Raw genomic sequence first — 16,696 nt, 5'->3', positions numbered from 1 at the left:
AAGACATAAGATATTACGTATGATTATAATATATATGGAAAAAAAATGAAACAATTAAAAAAAATTATTGAATCTGCTTTTGAAAAAAAACATAATATTAACTTAGGAAATATAAATGAGGAAATAAAAGTTTCTATAAATAAAATTATCAATTTATTAGATAATGGGATATTACGTGTATCTGAAAAGAAAAATGGTTCTTGGATTACTCATCAATGGATAAAAAAAGCTATACTACTTTTTTTTCAGATAAATGATAATAAATTAATATATGGTGCTGAAACAAATTATTATGATAAAATAAATATGAAATTTTTTGATTGGAAAGAATCAAATTTTAAAAAACAAAATATAAGAATTGTACCTCCAGCATCTATAAGACAAGGTGCGTATATAGAAAAGAATACTGTAATCATGCCTTCATATATAAATATAGGTGCTTTCATTGATGCAGGTACCATGATTGATACATGGGCTACTATCGGTTCTTGTGCACAAATAGGTAAAAATGTACATATTTCAGGAGGAGTTGGGATCGGTGGTGTTTTAGAACCATTACAAGCCAATCCAACGATAATTGAAGATAATTGTTTTATTGGAGCACGTTCTGAGGTTGTTGAAGGAGTTATTGTTGAAGAAGGTTCAGTAATATCAATGGGAGTTTATATAGGTCAAAGTACTAAAATTTATAACCGTATTACTGGAAATATAACTTATGGTCGTGTACCAGCTGGTTCTGTAGTAGTTTCTGGAAGTTTACCTTCTAAAGATGAAAAATATAGTTTATACTGTGCTGTTATTGTTAAAGAAGTAGACTATAAAACACGTAAAAAAGTTAATATTAATGAAATATTACGTATTAATAAATAGTGTTTGTTAATGCATGGAAAAATATTACATAATATTTAATTAATTGCAATTAAATATAATTTTATACCAGGTAAATTAATTATACCTGGTATAAAATGTCTTGATTACTCACATTGAAAATAAATTGATATTTTTGTTATTTCTTTTTATATTAAAAATTAGGAAAGAATGTTGATCATTAAAAACTCTACGTAAATCACCTATATTATTGATTAATTTATTATTTATCCCTAATATAATATCTCCATTCTTTAACCCAATACGTGCTGCTGAACTTTCTGGTATTACTTCATCTACATAAACTCCATGATCATAAGATTCACCATTAGTCAATGCGGCACCTTCAATGTTAATGGAAATAATTGAAGAATCTAATATATTTAAATCAACTCTATCTAATTTTACTGATAAATTAATAAATTTTCCATTTCTTAATAAACTTATTTTTATTACAGTACCAATAGGTAATAATCCAATTTTATTATATAAAGATGCAAGACTTTTAATCGGTTGATTATTAATCGATGTAATGATATCTCCTGATTTAATACCAAATCTAGTAGCAGTTGAGGTAGCCATAGTTCTATTTACAAAAATACCAAAACTACGATCAAAGTTCATTATTCTTGCCATTTTTAAATCAATATCAGTACCTATGATACCTAGATCAATATGTTTCACTTGCCCATAATCTATTATTTGTTTTACTGTTTCTTTGACTGTATTGCTAGGAATAGCAAATCCTATGCCACTATTACCACCATCAGGAGTAAAAATTGCAGTATTGATACCAATTAATTCACCTTTTAAATTTACTAAAGCGCCTCCAGAATTACCGCGATTGATTGATGCATCTGTTTGAATAAAACTTTGATAACTGTAATCACTTAATCCTGTACGTCCAAGTCCAGATATTATACCGTAAGTTGCAGATTCTCCAAGTCCATACGGATTACCAATGGCTATTGCATAATCTCCTATACGTAATTTATCTGAGTCAGCCATTTGCATAACAGTTAAATTTTTTACGTTTTTTAATTGGAGAACAGCAATATCTGATTGTATATCTTGACCAATTAATTTTGCATCATAATGACTATTATCACTCAGTTTAACTTCAATCTTATTAGCATCATTAACTACATGATTATTTGTTACTATATAACCTTTTTCAGCGTTTACTATTACTCCTGATCCTAATATTTGAAAAAATTTTGGATTATGATTTTCTTCATCTTCATTTTCTTTGTTATCTTGTAATTCCAGTAAATATTTTGAGTTAAATTTATTAACATGATGCAATAAATTATTATATAAATGTTGTTGCTGATAATTTGATTCGTTAGTATAATTTGTTGTAGAACTTATATAACCTTCTGCAAGAATACTTACTACTGCTGGCATAGTTTTATTTAGCATTGGTGATAAACTTAAAAATTGACTGCTGTTGTGAGCTTCTACTGGGAAAATATTTATAAAATTATTAATTAATATAATAAAATTAAGTACTAATGCGTTTAATATTAACAATGCTTTTTTCATTTATCAAAGATCTCTTAAATAATTAAAATTTTTACTATCAAATAGACTATTAAGTAATTTTATGTAAAAATTTCCCTGAATCTATTATTTCAATATTTTTTAAATCATGAAATAAAAGAACAGAGCGAATATAAAAATATATTACATATTATATGTTGTTAATGTATATGTTGTTAATATTAAAATTATACTAGTAACTCTTTAATTCAATTTTATAAAAATTTGTTAAGAAGTAAAAAATTTTTATATTATATATATTTTACTTATAATTTTTATAAAATCTATTAAATATAAACATATTCGATATTTATATTTGTAATTATTTAATGTGTATCAAAATAATTAATATATATAACTCTAATTATATAGATAGAAATAAGAAATATTTCAAACCTTCAGTTTAAATTGCATATTAGTTATTTAAAATACATTAATAGTTTTTAGTCAAATATAAAAAACTATAATTAGTAATTATAATCATTAAAAATAGCTATATTTAGTTATTATTTTTAATAAAGAGATTACTTATGATTAAAGAGATTACTTATGATTATAGGAATTATAAGTGCATTGGAAGAAGAAATAAAATTTATACGTTATAGGATGAATCAGCATAAAACCTTTTTAGTTGGTGGATGCAAAATTTATATAGGATTAATAAAAAATATTACTATTATACTTGTAGTATCAGGTGTCGGCAAAACTCTAGCATCTTTAGGAACTACAATTTTAGTAAATAATTATAAACCAAACGTAATCATTAATATAGGTACAGCTGGTAGTATAATTTCAGAATTACAAATAGGAGATATTGTAATAGCAAATGAAGTTTCTTACTATGATGTGGATATGACTGCTTTTGGTTATAAACTAGGACAAGTCAGTGGTTTTCCTATAAAATTTACAGCTAATAAAGATTTAATTAATCAAACTGAAATTTGTATGAATCAATTAAATTTTAGATTTAAAAAAGGTCTTATAGTTAGTGGCGATAAATTTATAAACGATATAAAGTATTTAAAGTTCATTTTTACAAATTTTCCAAAAGCAGTTGCTATTGAAATGGAATCTGCTGCTATTGCTCACATTTGTTATATATTTCAAATACCTTTTATAGCAATACGTTCTATTTCTGATATTGTAAGTAAACAATCAAATATAAATTTTAAAAAAAACTTAATTAATAGTACTGAAAAATGTTGTATAGCTATTAATAAAATATTAACAAACATTTCTAATTAATTAGAAATTGTATTAACATTAGCAAACAATATTTGTTTTTTTTGTTTAAAAAATGTAGAATAAGAACGTTAACAATAAATTATATCATATTTATGATATGCAATTCTTGTAATATGAATGTTACTTATTTTAAATACTAAATGATGAACCACAACTACATGTAGTTTTAGCATTAGGATTCATCACTGTAAAACGAGATCCTTCTAAGGTTTCTTTATAATCTATTGAACTTCCACTTAAATATTGAATGCTTATAGGATCTATAATCAAAGTTATACCATTTTTTTTAAAAATAATGTCTTCTTTATGTATTTTATCATCTAATTTAAAACCATATTGAAATCCACTACAACCTCCACCTGAAATATATATACGTAATTTTAATAATTCATTTTTTTCATTTTTTATTAAGTATTTAATTTTATTTAATGCTGCATTAGTAAAATTTAATGGTGTTATTTTCATATTTATAATCTAACTCCAATCAAAATATTTAAACAAAAATTTTTCTAAATAAAAATTTTTGTTAACATAATAATATAAATGTTAATTAATAAATTTTAAATATGTATTTTTAATTTTTTATTTATGATATTTTTATCGCACTTGAATATATAATCAAGTAAATATTGTTTTTTTAGTCATATTTTTATTATGGAAAAAATGAATAATTCTAAAAAACTATTTTCTATTGCAAAAAAAATTATTCCCGGAGGAGTAAACTCTCCAGTAAGATCATTTAAAAATGTAGGAGGAACACCATTTTTTGTACAAAGAGCTCAAGATGCCTATTTATATGACGTAGATGGCAAACGTTATATAGATTATGTTGGTTCTTGGGGATCTATGATAATTGGTCACAATAATGAAATAATACGTCAAGCAACTATTGAAATGATAAAACATGGTTTAAGTTTTGGAACACCTACGAAAATAGAAATACTTATATCTCAATTAATTTGTAATATAATAGAAAGTATAGAAATGTTACGTATGGTAAATTCTGGAACCGAAGCGACTATGAGTGCTATTCGTTTATCAAGAGGAGTAACTAATCGTAATAAAATTATTAAATTTAGAGGGTGTTATCATGGTCATGTTGATTGCTTACTAGTTAATGTTAATTATAATCTAAGTAATAAAAATTACTTAAAATCATTAGGTATACCCTATGATTTTATAAAAAACACATTAATTTGTGAATATAATGATTTAGATTCAGTAAGTAAAATGTTTAAAAAACATCCTAAAGATATAGCTGCAATTATTGTAGAACCAGTAGCAGGTAATATGAGTTGTATTTTACCAAAACCAAATTTTTTACAAGGATTGCGCAGCTTATGTAATGAATTCGGTGCATTATTGATTTTTGATGAAGTAATGAGCGGTTTTCGAGTTGCATTAGGAGGTGCTCAAGAATACTATAATATACAACCTGATGTTACTTGTTTAGGAAAAATAATAGGTGGTGGTATGCCTGTTGGTGCTTTTGGCGGTAAGCAAGAATTTATGGCTCAACTATCACCAATTGGAGAAATTTATCAAGCTGGAACCTTTTCTGGTAATCCAATAGTAATGTCAGCAGGATATAACTGTTTAATGCAAATTAAAAAACCATATACATACCAAATATTAAATGATTTAACTGTAAAATTAACTACGGGTTTAATTCAGGCAGCAAAAAATAATAATATTCCTTTAGTAATAAATAATATTGGAGGTATGTTTGGTTTATTTTTTACTAAAAATCATAGTGTAAATTGCTATACAGATGTTATGCAATGCAACATTGAAATATTTAAAAAATTCTTCCATTTAATGTTAAAAGAAGGAATATATTTCGCTCCATCACCTTTTGAAACCAATTTTGTATCACTAACTCATACTATGGAAGATATTAAAAATACTATAGATATTGCTAATATTTGTTTTTCTAAATTATAAAAATTTCAGAAAAATATGATTATGTTATGTAATGCAGAATGTATATTATTAAATTTTAAAAATAATTTAATTTATTATAATGAATTGAAATAAATATTTAAATTGTATTGATTTTATCTTTTTTTTTTAATCATTAATAATGATATATTTTCTACTATAATTAAATTTAAAAAATTTTTAAGAGAGTATTATATTAATATTTATTATTTTTTTGGTTGTGACATTTTTTATATTTTACATAAATAATAGTTCTGTTTTAATAGAAAAAACATATAATTAAAACGATTTTATTAAAATTTATATTTTTTATCTTTCTTAAGGAGAAATAATATGCAAGAAGAAAAAAAACGCAAAATATCATCTCTAAGTATTCTTGCTATAGCTGGAGTAAAAACTTATAAAGAAAAACCAAATGAAAAATATATGAACTCTAATCAGTTAAATCATTTTCGTAAGATTTTAAAAGCATGGCGAAATCAGTTACAACATGAAGTTGATCGTACTTTAACTAATATGCAAGATGAACCTTCTAATTTTCCTGATCCTATAGATCGTGCTTCACAAGAAGAAGAATTTAGCTTGGAATTACGAACTCGAGACAGGGAGCTTAAGCTAATTAAAAAAATAGACAGAACGTTAAAAAAAGTTGAGGATGATGACTTTGGTTATTGTGAATCCTGTGGTATTGAGATAGGCATTCGTCGTTTAGAAGCTCGTCCAACTGCTGATTTATGTATTGATTGCAAAACAATAGCAGAAATTCGTGAAAAACAAACAGCTATTTAATAAGTAATTAATGTTTATTATATTCATAGTTATATATACAGGAAAGTTAATTATTTTAAATAAAATATTATTACCATTTTCAATGCATTTTATACAACAAAATGAGATATTTTTTGCAACGTATCGAATAATTATATAATACATATCAATATGAATTTCATTGTAAATATAATTTTTTTATTTAGCAATTTAAGTTTAAATATATTTAAACTTAATTAAGGAGGTACCAGTAAAGGTTTAAAATATTATTATGGTAATGATTCCTCGCATAAAACATATGATATCTCGTAAAAACATTAGCAAAAATGCTCTTAAGGTATTATATCGACTAAATAAAGCTGGTTATGAAGCCTATTTAGTAGGAGGTGGTGTACGTGATTTACTATTAGGACAAAAACCCAAAGATTTTGATATAACTACTAATGCTACACCAGAACAAATGATAAAATTATTTCGTAATTGTCGTTTAGTTGGTCGTAGATTTATATTAGCTCATATAATTTTTAATGCAGAAATAATTGAAGTTGCTACTTTTAGAAGAGATAATTTAATCAAGGAATATAAGGAACATTACAAAAATTTTAAATTTAATAAAAATGGTATGCTATTAAGTGATAATACATTTGGAAAGATAGAAGACGATGCACATCGTAGAGACATTACTATCAATAGTTTATACTATAGCATGACAGATTTCAGTGTACGTGATTATGTAGGAGGTTTACGTGATCTTCAAAAAGGTATTATTAGGTTAATTGGAGATCCAGAAACTCGCTATCGTGAAGATCCAGTACGTATGTTGCGTGTAACAAGGTTTGCTGCAAAATTAAATATGAGTATTGCACCAGAAACTGCTGAACCAATACCAAGACTAGCATTATTATTACATAATATCCCCCCTTCACGTCTTTTTGAAGAATCTTTAAAACTTTTTCACACCGGTTACGGTTATCTTACTTATTGTAAATTATGTGAGTATCAATTGTTTCAATTATTATTTCCAACATTGGCAGAAAATTTTACTAAAAAAGGTGATAGCATAACAGAACGGATGCTTGTTCAACTATTAAAAAATACTGATAATAGAATACAGAATCAAATGCGTGTTAATCCAGTATTTTTATTTGCTGCAATGTTTTGGTATCCTCAATTAAATGCTGCTGAACTAGTTGTTCAAAAACATTCCAATTCTTTGACATATTACGATGCTTTTTCAATTGCTATAAACAGTACTCTAGAGGAAGCATGCCGAGTATTAACAATTCCGAAAAAAATAACTTCTTTGATTAAAGATATTTGGAAATTACAATTATATATGTCTCGTATTTACGGAAAACGTGCTAAAAAATTATTATTAAATCCAAAATTTAGAGTAGCATATAATTTGCTTATGCTACGTGCTACTGTAGAAAACAGTCCAGAATTAAGAAAACTTAGCAGTAATTGGCATCAGCATAAAATATCATCAATAAAAAAAAATAGCATTCATACTAAAATTAGTAATAATTTAATTTCATTATGAATGATATACTATAAAATAGTAAAAAACTATGAGTACAACTTATTTAGCCCTAGGCAGTAATCTCAATCATCCAATGCATCAAATAAAAACAGCTTTAAAAGAAATAGATAAGATACCAAAAACAAAGCGCATTGCAACTTCTCAAATTTATTGTACATTGCCTTATGGCCTAAAAAATCAAGATAACTATCTTAATATGGTCGTGGCATTAAAAACTAAACTTTCACCAAATAATTTACTGAAATTACTACAAGAAATTGAATTAAAACAAGGTCGTATTCGCTATATTGAACGTTGGGGACCACGTACCATAGATATTGATATAATGTTATTTGAAAATAAGCTAATTAATACTAATGATTTAATTATACCACATTATGATATGATAAATCGTGTTTTTATGTTACTACCTTTAGTTCAAATTTCTCCAAATATCATACTGCCAAATGGAAAACGCGCTAAGGATATTTTAGTTACACTTGATACAAGTACAATTAAAATATGTAAAATATAAATTATAATTTATATTTTTTTGTATGTTTTATGACGATATTTATTGACGTAAATTTATAAATATCTCTTATATTGAGAAAAAAATGAAATCAACTACTATTTCTTATCTAAACAAATGGAAAAAAAAGAGAAAAAAATTTGCTGCTTTAACTGCATACGATTTTAGTTTTGCTAAATTATTTTTTAACGAGGGAATACAAATTTTATTAGTTGGTGATTCTCTTGGTATGACTATTCAAGGTCATAACTCAACTATTCCTGTAACAATCGACAATATTGCTTACCACACTTCTGCTGTACATAGAGGAGCACCACATGCATTAATAATATCCGATTTGCCTTTTATGAGTTATGCTACACCAAATCAGTCTTTTAAAAATGCTGCTAGACTGATGCGTTTAGGAGCTAATATGGTAAAACTAGAAGGTGGTTCATGGGTAATTGAAACAATACACATGCTTACTGAACGTTCTGTACCAGTATGTGGTCATATTGGTTTAACACCTCAATCAGTAAATATTTTAAGTGGATATAAAATACAAGGTTTTGATACAGAAAATGCGAATATTATATTTAATAATGCAAAAGCAATTGAAGCTGCAGGAGCAAAGTTACTGGTTCTAGAATGTATACCAAGTACATTATCTAAACTTATTACTGATACATTAAAGATACCAGTTATAGGTATCGGAGCAGGAAGTAGTACAGATGGACAAATATTAGTAATGCATGATATTTTTGGTATAACTGATGGTTTTATTCCGAAATTTGCTAAAAATTTTCTTTCTGAAACAGGAGATATACGTGCAGCTGTTCGTAAATATATATATGAAGTTGAATCTGGAATTTATCCAGCAAATGAAAATTGTTTTTAATTAATGGAACTTATAATAGTGTTGATTGTAAAAAAACTACTTAAACTAAAAAACATATTGGAAATATGGCGTAAAGAAAATAAAAGCATTGCACTAGTGCCTACTATGGGAAATATACATGATGGACACTTGAAATTGATTAGCATAGCACGTAAAAATAGTGATATATTAATTGTTTCTGTATTTGTAAATCCGATGCAATTTGAAAATATTAAAGATATATCAAATTATCCACGTACTTTAAATGAAGACTGTCAAAAATTAAAAAAAAATTTAGTCAATTTAATGTTTATACCAGAAATAAATGAAATGTATCCATATGGATTAACAAATCAAACTATTGTTAACGTACCTAAATTATCCTATATTTTAGAGGGTATACATCGTCCTGGTCATTTTCAAGGCGTAACTACTATAATTAGCAAATTATTTAATTTAATCAAGCCGAATATAGCCTATTTTGGCGAAAAAGATTTTCAGCAACTAGTGATTATCCGTAAAATGGTGATTGATATGAATTTTGATATTAAGATTGTTGGTATTCCTACTGTACGCAATCAAGATGGTTTAGCATTAAGTTCTCGTAATATTAAATTAAATGAATATGAACTTAAGGTAGCAGCCAATTTAAATAAAGTGATGAATTACATGGCTCATCAATTAATCAATATAGAATTCAATATTCATCAAATTATTAAAAAAGCAAAAATTATTCTAGTAAAAAATGGATTACAACCAGACGGATTAGCTATTTGTGATGAATTAACATTAAAAAAATTAACAACAGATAGTAAAAATGCAGCTATTTTGGTAGCAGCTAAAATTGGAAATACTAGACTCATTGATTACAAAAAAGTTAAGTTGCAATAATTTAACCCTTAAGAAGGGCATACATTTCTCTTCAATATTATTTTTTATAATCTTAATTTAAATAAATTTCGAGATTTTTATTTTAGTTGTATAATTTTTCCAATATAAGGCAAATTTCGATATTTCTGCTTGTAATCAATTCCAAATCCAACAACGAATTCATCTGGAATAATAAATCCAACATATTCAATATTTATCTTGATTTTTCGGTGTTTTAATTTATCTAGTAAAGCACAAATAATTAATGATTTTGGTTGACGTGATTGTAGAATATTATATACGTTTTTTAACGTGTTTCCAGAATCTATAATATCTTCAACAAGTAATACATCTTTATCGCGGATATCTTCATCAAGATCTTTTAAAATTTTTACATCGTTTTCTCTTGATATACCGTAATAACTAGATGCAGTAATAAAATCAACCCTATGTGGTACCTTAATTGCACGACATAAGTCTGCCATAAACATAAATGAACCACGAAGTAACCCTACAATTACTATATTATTAGTTCTATTATTATAATAATTATTGATGTCATTTCCTAATTCAGTTATACGCATAGCAATTGTTTGTTCTGGAATCATCACTTCAATAACGTGTTTCATGTGCTTAGCCTAACTATTATAGTTAAAACCTACTAAGTATTGTTAATTTACAGCATATCTAAGTTATATCAATTTTTAGATATTAATATCTCTTATTTATATTTTATAATATAATCATTCATCTGAATTTTATAACTTTTTTATTAATTCTTTAATATAATCTCATGGCGCCGAATAAACTATAACAAAAAAATATTTACTTAATACACTATTTCTTCAGTGTATTTTTTATGTTTATGATATCTGTAATGGTGCCTTCAAAAATTTCAGCTGCTAATCCTATAGATTCGTATAAAGTTGGGTGAGCATGTATAGTTAATGCGATATCTTGCGCATCACAACCCATCTCTATACCTAAACTTATTTCACCTAATAATTCTCCTCCATTAGTTCCAACTACTGCACCACCAATAATACTATGAGTTTTTTTATCAAAAATTAACTTTGTAACACCGTTTTCACATTGAGAAGTAATAGCTCTGCCAGATGCTGTCCAAGGAAACATGGATACTTCATATTCAATACCTTTTTCTTTTGCATCTTTTTCTGTTATACCAACCCAAGCTATTTCTGGTTCAGTATATGAAATAGAGGGAATTACTCTGGGATCAAAATAATGTTTTAATCCAGAAATAACTTCTGCTGCAATGCGTCCTTCATGCATGCCCTTGTGAGCTAACATTGGTTGACCAACAATATCTCCAACTGCATAAATATGTGAAATATTTGTACGCATTTGTTTATCAACAATAATGTAGTTATTATCAGTTTTAATACCAGCTTTTTCAATATCTAATTTTTTTCCATTTGGCACTCTACCAACAGCAACTAATACCGCATCATAACAGTGAGTAATACTTTTAATATCTTTTTTCCCTTTAGTAGAAACATAAATTCCATCATTTTTTGATTCAACTAAAGTTATTGTTGTCTCTAACATTATTTTAAATTTACTACTAATATTTCTAGTAAACACTTTAATAATATCTTTATCAGCTGATGGTATTAATTGATCATACATTTCTATTATTGAAATTTCAGAACCCAATGATTGATAAACAGTAGCCATTTCTAATCCTATTATTCCACCACCTATGATTAGTAATTTTTTAGGTATTTCTTTTAATTCAAGAGCATCAGTTGAATCCCATATTCTAGAATCGTGATATGGCATAAATGGTAATTTAATTGGGCTTGAACCAGCTGCAATTATAGCATTATCAAATGTTATTGTTGTAGTTTTATTATTATCTTTTACTGTAACTTTATTTGAATCAATAAATGTTCCTATTCCATTAATAACTTTAATTTTACGAATTTTTGCCATAACAGCAAGGCTGCTAGTAAGTTTGTTGATAATATCTGTTTTCCAAGATTTTATTTGATCTAAATTAATTGATATATCTTTAAAATTAATACCTTTATTATGTATAGACTTTGTTTCTTTAATGACTTTTGCTATATGTAATAATGCCTTAGATGGAATACATCCTACATTTAAACATACACCACCAAGATTATTATAACGTTCTATTAAAATAGTTTCTAAACCTAAATCACTACAACGAAACGCTGCAGAGTAACCTGCAGGTCCTCCTCCTATTACAACTACTTTTGTTTTAATATCAATATTCACTTTAACCTCTTATTATTTTTTATCATTATATTTTTTAAATTATTAATAGGCGAATATCTTTTAATATACTATTAATTAAATTCATGAAGCGTGCACCATCTGCACCATCAATTACTCTATGGTCAAAAGAAAGTGAAATAGGTAACATTAAACGAGGTAAAAATTCTTTACCATTCCAAACTGCTTCCATAGAGCATTTTGAAATTCCTAAAATAGCAACTTCTGGAGCATTAATAATTGGGGTAAAATAATTAGTACCAATTCCTCCTAAACTAGAAATAGTGAATGTTCCGCCTTGCATTTTATCTGCAGTTAATTTTCCTTTGATTGCTTCTTTTGAAACATTTATTAATTCTGCTGATAATTTAAGAATAGTTTTTTTATCAATATTTTTAAATACAGGAACAACTAATCCTTTCGGAGTATCTACTGCAATGCCGATATTAATATATTTTTTTAATATTACTTTTTGTAAATCCGAAGAAAGCGAACTATTAAACCTTGGCATTTGATTTAGCGCATAATTAACTGCTTTCATAATAAATGCTAGAAGATTCAATTTGGTAGATGGGTCTTTTTTTTTGATTTCTATATTTTGTCTATTACGAAATTCTTCTAGATTAGTAATATCAACTTTATCAAAATGTGTAACATGTGGGATAGTTATCCAATTATGACTTAAATTACTGCCAGAAATTTTTTGAATAGAACTTAATTTAATTTCTTCAATTTTATCAAAGTGATTAATATTGCTAATATTTTTTTTATCATATATATGATGTATATCTTTAAATTTATTTATTACATCAGAAGATGATTCAAAAAATTTAATTGCTTCTTTTATATAGTTGTCAACGCATTCTTTCATAATGCGATTTTTTCTGCCTTTTCCTTTAATATGAACTAAATTAATACCGAATTTGTATGCTAAACGACGTACTACAGGAGTAGCATGAATATAAATTTCTTTAACAAAATTATTTTTTACAGTATCATTCTCAACTTTTTTTTTGTTTTCAATTTCTTCTAAATCAACAGATAATAGTTGTTTTTTGTTTTTATTTATATGATTTAAAATTTTTTTTTCTTCGATTATTTTTAATGTCATAATTAAAGAACCAATTTTTATCTTAGCACCATTATGAACATTAATATTTTCTATTACTCCTTTATATGGAGAAGGTATTTCTATGGAAACTTTATTTCCTTCAACAGTAATTAACGATTGTTCTATTTCTACTGTATCGCCAACATTAACTAAAATTTCAGTAACTTCAAATTCTCCTTCTCCAATATCTGGTACATTAACTTCAATATTCATTAATATATTACCTCTTAAGCTAAACGTGGGTTAATTTTATCAACATTAATATTAAATTTTTTAATTGCGCTGGCTACGATATTTTTATCAATTTTACCACATTTAGCTAACTCCGCTAAAGCTGCAACTACAATAAAACACATATCAATTTCAAAATAATGACGTAAATTTTCACGGCTATCAGAACGACCAAAGCCATCAGTACCTAAAACCCGATAGTTACGTGTTGGAACATAATTACAAACCTGTTCAGCAAATAATTTTATATAGTCTGTTGATACAACTGTTGGTATGTCTTTAATAATCTGAGAAATATATGGTATACGAGCTTGTTCATGTGGATGCAACATATTCCAACGTTCGCAATCTTGACCATCACGAGCTAATTCAGTAAAAGAGGTAACACTATATACATCAGAGCTAATATTATAAATCTTTAGTAAAGTTTGAGCTGCCTTACGTACATGTCTTAATATAGACCCTGATCCTAACAATTGAATTTTGATGTTCCCTTCTCCTATAGTTTCTAGTTTATATATGCCTTTACAAATACCTGTTTCTACTCCTTTAGGCATTGCTGGCATATGATAGTTTTCATTTAAAGTTGTAATATAATAGTAAATATTTTCTTGAGATTTTCCGTACATGCGTACTAAGCCATTATGCATGATAACAGCAACTTCATAAGCATAAGCTGGATCATAAGATACACAGTTGGGTATAGTTAAAGAGTGAATGTGACTATGACCATCTTCATGTTGTAAACCTTCACCATTAAGAGTAGTTCTACCAGAAGTACCACCGATTAGGAATCCTCTTGCTTGTTGATCTCCAGCTAGCCACATTAAATCACCGATACGTTGAAAACCAAATATTGAATAATATATATAAAATGGAATCATTGGTAAATCATTTGTACTGTACGATGTTGCAGCTGCTAACCAAGATGAACCTGCACCTAATTCATTAATGCCTTCTTGTAGAATCTGACCTGTCTTTTCTTCCTTATAATAAGCAAGTTGTGCATGATCTTGAGGAGTATATTTTTGACCATTTGGATTATATATACCAATTTGACGAAATAAGCCCTCCATTCCGAAAGTACGTGCTTCATCAGCTAAAATTGGTACTAATCTATTTTTAATAGAATTATTTCTTAACATAATGTTTAAAACTCGTACAAACGCTACAGTAGTTGAAATTTCTTTATTTTGTTTGTGCAATAATGCACTAAATTCTTCTAAATCCGGAATATCTAAAACTTCTGTAAATTGAGATTTACGTATTGGTAAATACCCACCAAGTTTTTTTCTTTGTTTATGTAAATAATTATATTCATCTGAATTTTTTTTAAAAATTATATATGGTAATGTTTCAATTTTTTCATCTTTTACTTCAATATTAAAACGATCTCTAATATAACGAAGATTCTCTATAGTAAGTTTTTTTACTTGATGAGCAATATTTTTACCTTCAGCAATATCTCCCATCCCATAACCTTTAATAGTATGTGCTAAAATTACAACTGGTTTATCCTTCGTATCTTGTGCTTTTTTTAATGCAGCGTAAATCTTTTTAGGGTCGTGACCTCCTCTATTTAATGCCCATATTTCATCGTCAGACATATCCTTAACAAGGCTAGTAGTTTCTGGATATTTACCGAAAAAATATTTACGTACATAAGCACCATCACGTGATTTAAATGTTTGATAATCACCATCAATAGTTTCATTCATTAATTGTATTAATTTTCCAGTAGTATCTTTATTTAATAAATTATCCCAGCGATCACCCCAAATTACTTTGATTACTTCCCATCCTGCACCAACAAAAATACCCTCAAGCTCATTTATAATTTTTCCATTACCAACAACTGGACCATCTAAACGTTGTAAATTACAATTAATGATAAAAACTAAATTATCTAATTTTTCTCGGGTTGCAATAGTAATTGCACCTTTTGATTCTGGTTCATCCATTTCTCCATCACCAAGAAATGCATAAACAGTTTGTGCTGAAGTATCTTTTAAACCACGATGCTTAAGATATTTTAAAAATTTAGCTTGATAAATTGCTGATAATGGGCCTAATCCCATAGAAACAGTTGGAAACTGCCAAAAATCTGGCATTAATTTAGGATGAGGATAAGAAGATAGACCATTACCAGATACCTCTTGACGGAAATTATTCATTTGTTCTTCAGTTAAGCGACCTTCTAAAAATGCTCTAGAATAAATACCCGGTGATATATGTCCTTGGAAGTATACTAAATCGCCTCCATCTTGACTATTAGGCGCACGAAAAAAATGATTAAAACAAACTTCATAAATAGTGGCAGAAGATTGAAAAGATGCAATATGACCACCTAATTCTAATTCTTTATTCGAAGCTCTTAATACAGATATAATAGCATTCCAGCGAATTACAGAACGGATACGACGTTCCAGAAAAATATTACCTGGATAATTAGGTTCATCCTCAATAGCTATAGAATTAATATAATCACTGATAAAAGCACTAGAATTAATTTGTACACCGCTTTTGCGAGCTGCAATTAAGATTTGATTAATTAAGTATTGTGCGCGTTCAATACCTTCTTTACGGATAACCGATTCGATTGCTTGTAACCATTCACAAGTTTCAATCGGATCCACGTCATTGTATATATCATCTGACATGGTATTTTCCTTAGATATTTATATATAAAATAATAAAAAGGTCATAAATTATAAAAAACACAAGTAGTTATATAAAAACTCCCTTAATGTGATTTATAATTAGTATTTTTTGTTTTATATAAATTATTTTTTAGATTTATTTTCATAAAAATTATTCTACAAATTATATTTGTATGATAACACTGTTTTGAAATAATTAAAATATTTAGTAAAATAGTTTATATTTTTCTATGATATTAATATCATTACGTAATATTTCGTTTTTTTGAAAAAAATATTATAGTTTAGT

14 protein-coding genes are annotated in these 16,696 nt (G+C 26.7%); 8 read left to right on the top strand and 6 right to left on the bottom strand.

Going from position 1 to position 16,696, the window contains the following annotated elements; translation table 11 throughout:
* Positions 1–45 precede the first annotated feature (45 nt).
* Complete coding sequence (gene dapD / locus CRV12_RS02275) at positions 46–870, top strand: 2,3,4,5-tetrahydropyridine-2,6-dicarboxylate N-succinyltransferase (RefSeq protein WP_136131023.1); 825 nt, start codon at positions 46–48, stop codon at positions 868–870.
* Between the two features lie 108 nt (positions 871–978).
* Here the strand turns inward: dapD and CRV12_RS02270 are convergent, their stop codons facing one another.
* A complete protein-coding gene (locus tag CRV12_RS02270) occupies positions 979–2,412 on the bottom strand; it encodes a Do family serine endopeptidase (protein WP_136131022.1) in 1,434 nt (477 codons plus the stop codon).
* Positions 2,413–2,958: 546 nt separating this feature from the next.
* On the opposite strand from CRV12_RS02270, the gene CRV12_RS02265 reads away from it, so the two are divergent.
* A complete protein-coding gene (locus tag CRV12_RS02265) occupies positions 2,959–3,654 on the top strand; it encodes a 5'-methylthioadenosine/adenosylhomocysteine nucleosidase (RefSeq protein ID WP_136131021.1) in 696 nt (231 codons plus the stop codon).
* Between the two features lie 129 nt (positions 3,655–3,783).
* Here CRV12_RS02265 and erpA read toward each other — a convergent pair whose 3' ends face one another.
* On the bottom strand, positions 3,784–4,119 hold the full coding sequence (erpA, locus tag CRV12_RS02260) for an iron-sulfur cluster insertion protein ErpA (RefSeq protein ID WP_136131020.1): 336 nt from the start codon (positions 4,117–4,119) through the stop codon (positions 3,784–3,786).
* A gap of 198 nt (positions 4,120–4,317) precedes the next feature.
* On the opposite strand from erpA, the gene hemL reads away from it, so the two are divergent.
* The 6 genes from hemL to panC all read left to right on the top strand — a co-directional run bounded on the left by hemL (position 4,318) and on the right by panC (position 10,164).
* Positions 4,318–5,598 carry a glutamate-1-semialdehyde 2,1-aminomutase gene (gene hemL, locus CRV12_RS02255; protein WP_136131019.1) on the top strand — a complete coding sequence of 427 codons (1,281 nt, stop codon included), beginning with the start codon at positions 4,318–4,320 and terminating at the stop codon, positions 5,596–5,598.
* A gap of 330 nt (positions 5,599–5,928) precedes the next feature.
* Positions 5,929–6,384, top strand: coding sequence for an RNA polymerase-binding protein DksA (dksA, locus tag CRV12_RS02250; RefSeq protein WP_136131018.1), 456 nt, complete (start codon positions 5,929–5,931; stop codon positions 6,382–6,384).
* A 250-nt stretch (positions 6,385–6,634) separates the two neighbouring features.
* On the top strand, positions 6,635–7,906 hold the full coding sequence (pcnB, locus tag CRV12_RS02245; RefSeq protein WP_136131017.1) for a polynucleotide adenylyltransferase PcnB: 1,272 nt from the start codon (positions 6,635–6,637) through the stop codon (positions 7,904–7,906).
* A 28-nt stretch (positions 7,907–7,934) separates the two neighbouring features.
* Entirely contained in the window at positions 7,935–8,420 is a 486-nt protein-coding gene (gene folK / locus CRV12_RS02240) for a 2-amino-4-hydroxy-6-hydroxymethyldihydropteridine diphosphokinase (RefSeq protein ID WP_136131016.1), read from the top strand.
* 82 nt (positions 8,421–8,502) lie between these two features.
* Positions 8,503–9,294 (top strand): 3-methyl-2-oxobutanoate hydroxymethyltransferase, encoded by a 792-nt coding sequence (gene panB / locus CRV12_RS02235; protein ID WP_136131015.1) that lies wholly within the window; start codon positions 8,503–8,505, stop codon positions 9,292–9,294.
* A gap of 18 nt (positions 9,295–9,312) precedes the next feature.
* Positions 9,313–10,164: a pantoate--beta-alanine ligase gene (gene panC / locus CRV12_RS02230; RefSeq protein ID WP_136131014.1), complete on the top strand. Its 852-nt coding sequence runs from the start codon at positions 9,313–9,315 to the stop codon at positions 10,162–10,164.
* Between the two features lie 77 nt (positions 10,165–10,241).
* On the opposite strand, the gene hpt is transcribed toward panC, so the two are convergent.
* The 4 genes from hpt to aceE all read right to left on the bottom strand — a co-directional run bounded on the left by hpt (position 10,242) and on the right by aceE (position 16,407).
* The gene (gene hpt, locus CRV12_RS02225) at positions 10,242–10,772 is read right to left on the bottom strand and encodes a hypoxanthine phosphoribosyltransferase (RefSeq protein WP_136131013.1); all 531 of its coding nucleotides are present in this window, start codon (positions 10,770–10,772) and stop codon (positions 10,242–10,244) included.
* A gap of 208 nt (positions 10,773–10,980) precedes the next feature.
* The gene (gene lpdA, locus CRV12_RS02220; protein ID WP_136131012.1) at positions 10,981–12,408 is read right to left on the bottom strand and encodes a dihydrolipoyl dehydrogenase; all 1,428 of its coding nucleotides are present in this window, start codon (positions 12,406–12,408) and stop codon (positions 10,981–10,983) included.
* A gap of 34 nt (positions 12,409–12,442) precedes the next feature.
* Entirely contained in the window at positions 12,443–13,729 is a 1,287-nt protein-coding gene (locus tag CRV12_RS02215; protein WP_136131011.1) for a 2-oxo acid dehydrogenase subunit E2, read from the bottom strand.
* Between the two features lie 14 nt (positions 13,730–13,743).
* Positions 13,744–16,407 carry a pyruvate dehydrogenase (acetyl-transferring), homodimeric type gene (gene aceE, locus CRV12_RS02210; RefSeq protein ID WP_136131010.1) on the bottom strand — a complete coding sequence of 888 codons (2,664 nt, stop codon included), beginning with the start codon at positions 16,405–16,407 and terminating at the stop codon, positions 13,744–13,746.
* Positions 16,408–16,696: the final 289 nt, after the last annotated feature.

The organism is Candidatus Pantoea edessiphila, from assembly GCF_002933315.1.
GTDB lineage: Bacteria > Pseudomonadota > Gammaproteobacteria > Enterobacterales > Enterobacteriaceae > Pantoea_C.
This window is presented reverse-complemented; position numbering and strand designations above follow the sequence as displayed.

Bases quoted from the DNA above. Each gene is read 5' to 3' on its own strand.
- CRV12_RS02215 (WP_136131011.1), bottom strand. From the start codon at position 13,729: ATGAATATTGAAGTTAATGTACCAGATATTGGAGAAGGAGAATTTGAA.
- hemL (WP_136131019.1), top strand. From the start codon at position 4,318: ATGAATAATTCTAAAAAACTATTTTCTATTGCAAAAAAAATTATTCCC.
- pcnB (WP_136131017.1), top strand. From the start codon at position 6,635: ATGGTAATGATTCCTCGCATAAAACATATGATATCTCGTAAAAACATT.
- CRV12_RS02270 (WP_136131022.1), bottom strand. From the start codon at position 2,412: ATGAAAAAAGCATTGTTAATATTAAACGCATTAGTACTTAATTTTATT.
- dapD (WP_136131023.1), top strand. From the start codon at position 46: ATGAAACAATTAAAAAAAATTATTGAATCTGCTTTTGAAAAAAAACAT.
- hpt (WP_136131013.1), bottom strand. From the start codon at position 10,772: ATGAAACACGTTATTGAAGTGATGATTCCAGAACAAACAATTGCTATG.
- dksA (WP_136131018.1), top strand. From the start codon at position 5,929: ATGCAAGAAGAAAAAAAACGCAAAATATCATCTCTAAGTATTCTTGCT.
- panB (WP_136131015.1), top strand. From the start codon at position 8,503: ATGAAATCAACTACTATTTCTTATCTAAACAAATGGAAAAAAAAGAGA.
- aceE (WP_136131010.1), bottom strand. From the start codon at position 16,407: ATGTCAGATGATATATACAATGACGTGGATCCGATTGAAACTTGTGAA.
- CRV12_RS02265 (WP_136131021.1), top strand. From the start codon at position 2,959: ATGATTATAGGAATTATAAGTGCATTGGAAGAAGAAATAAAATTTATA.
- erpA (WP_136131020.1), bottom strand. From the start codon at position 4,119: ATGAAAATAACACCATTAAATTTTACTAATGCAGCATTAAATAAAATT.
- folK (WP_136131016.1), top strand. From the start codon at position 7,935: ATGAGTACAACTTATTTAGCCCTAGGCAGTAATCTCAATCATCCAATG.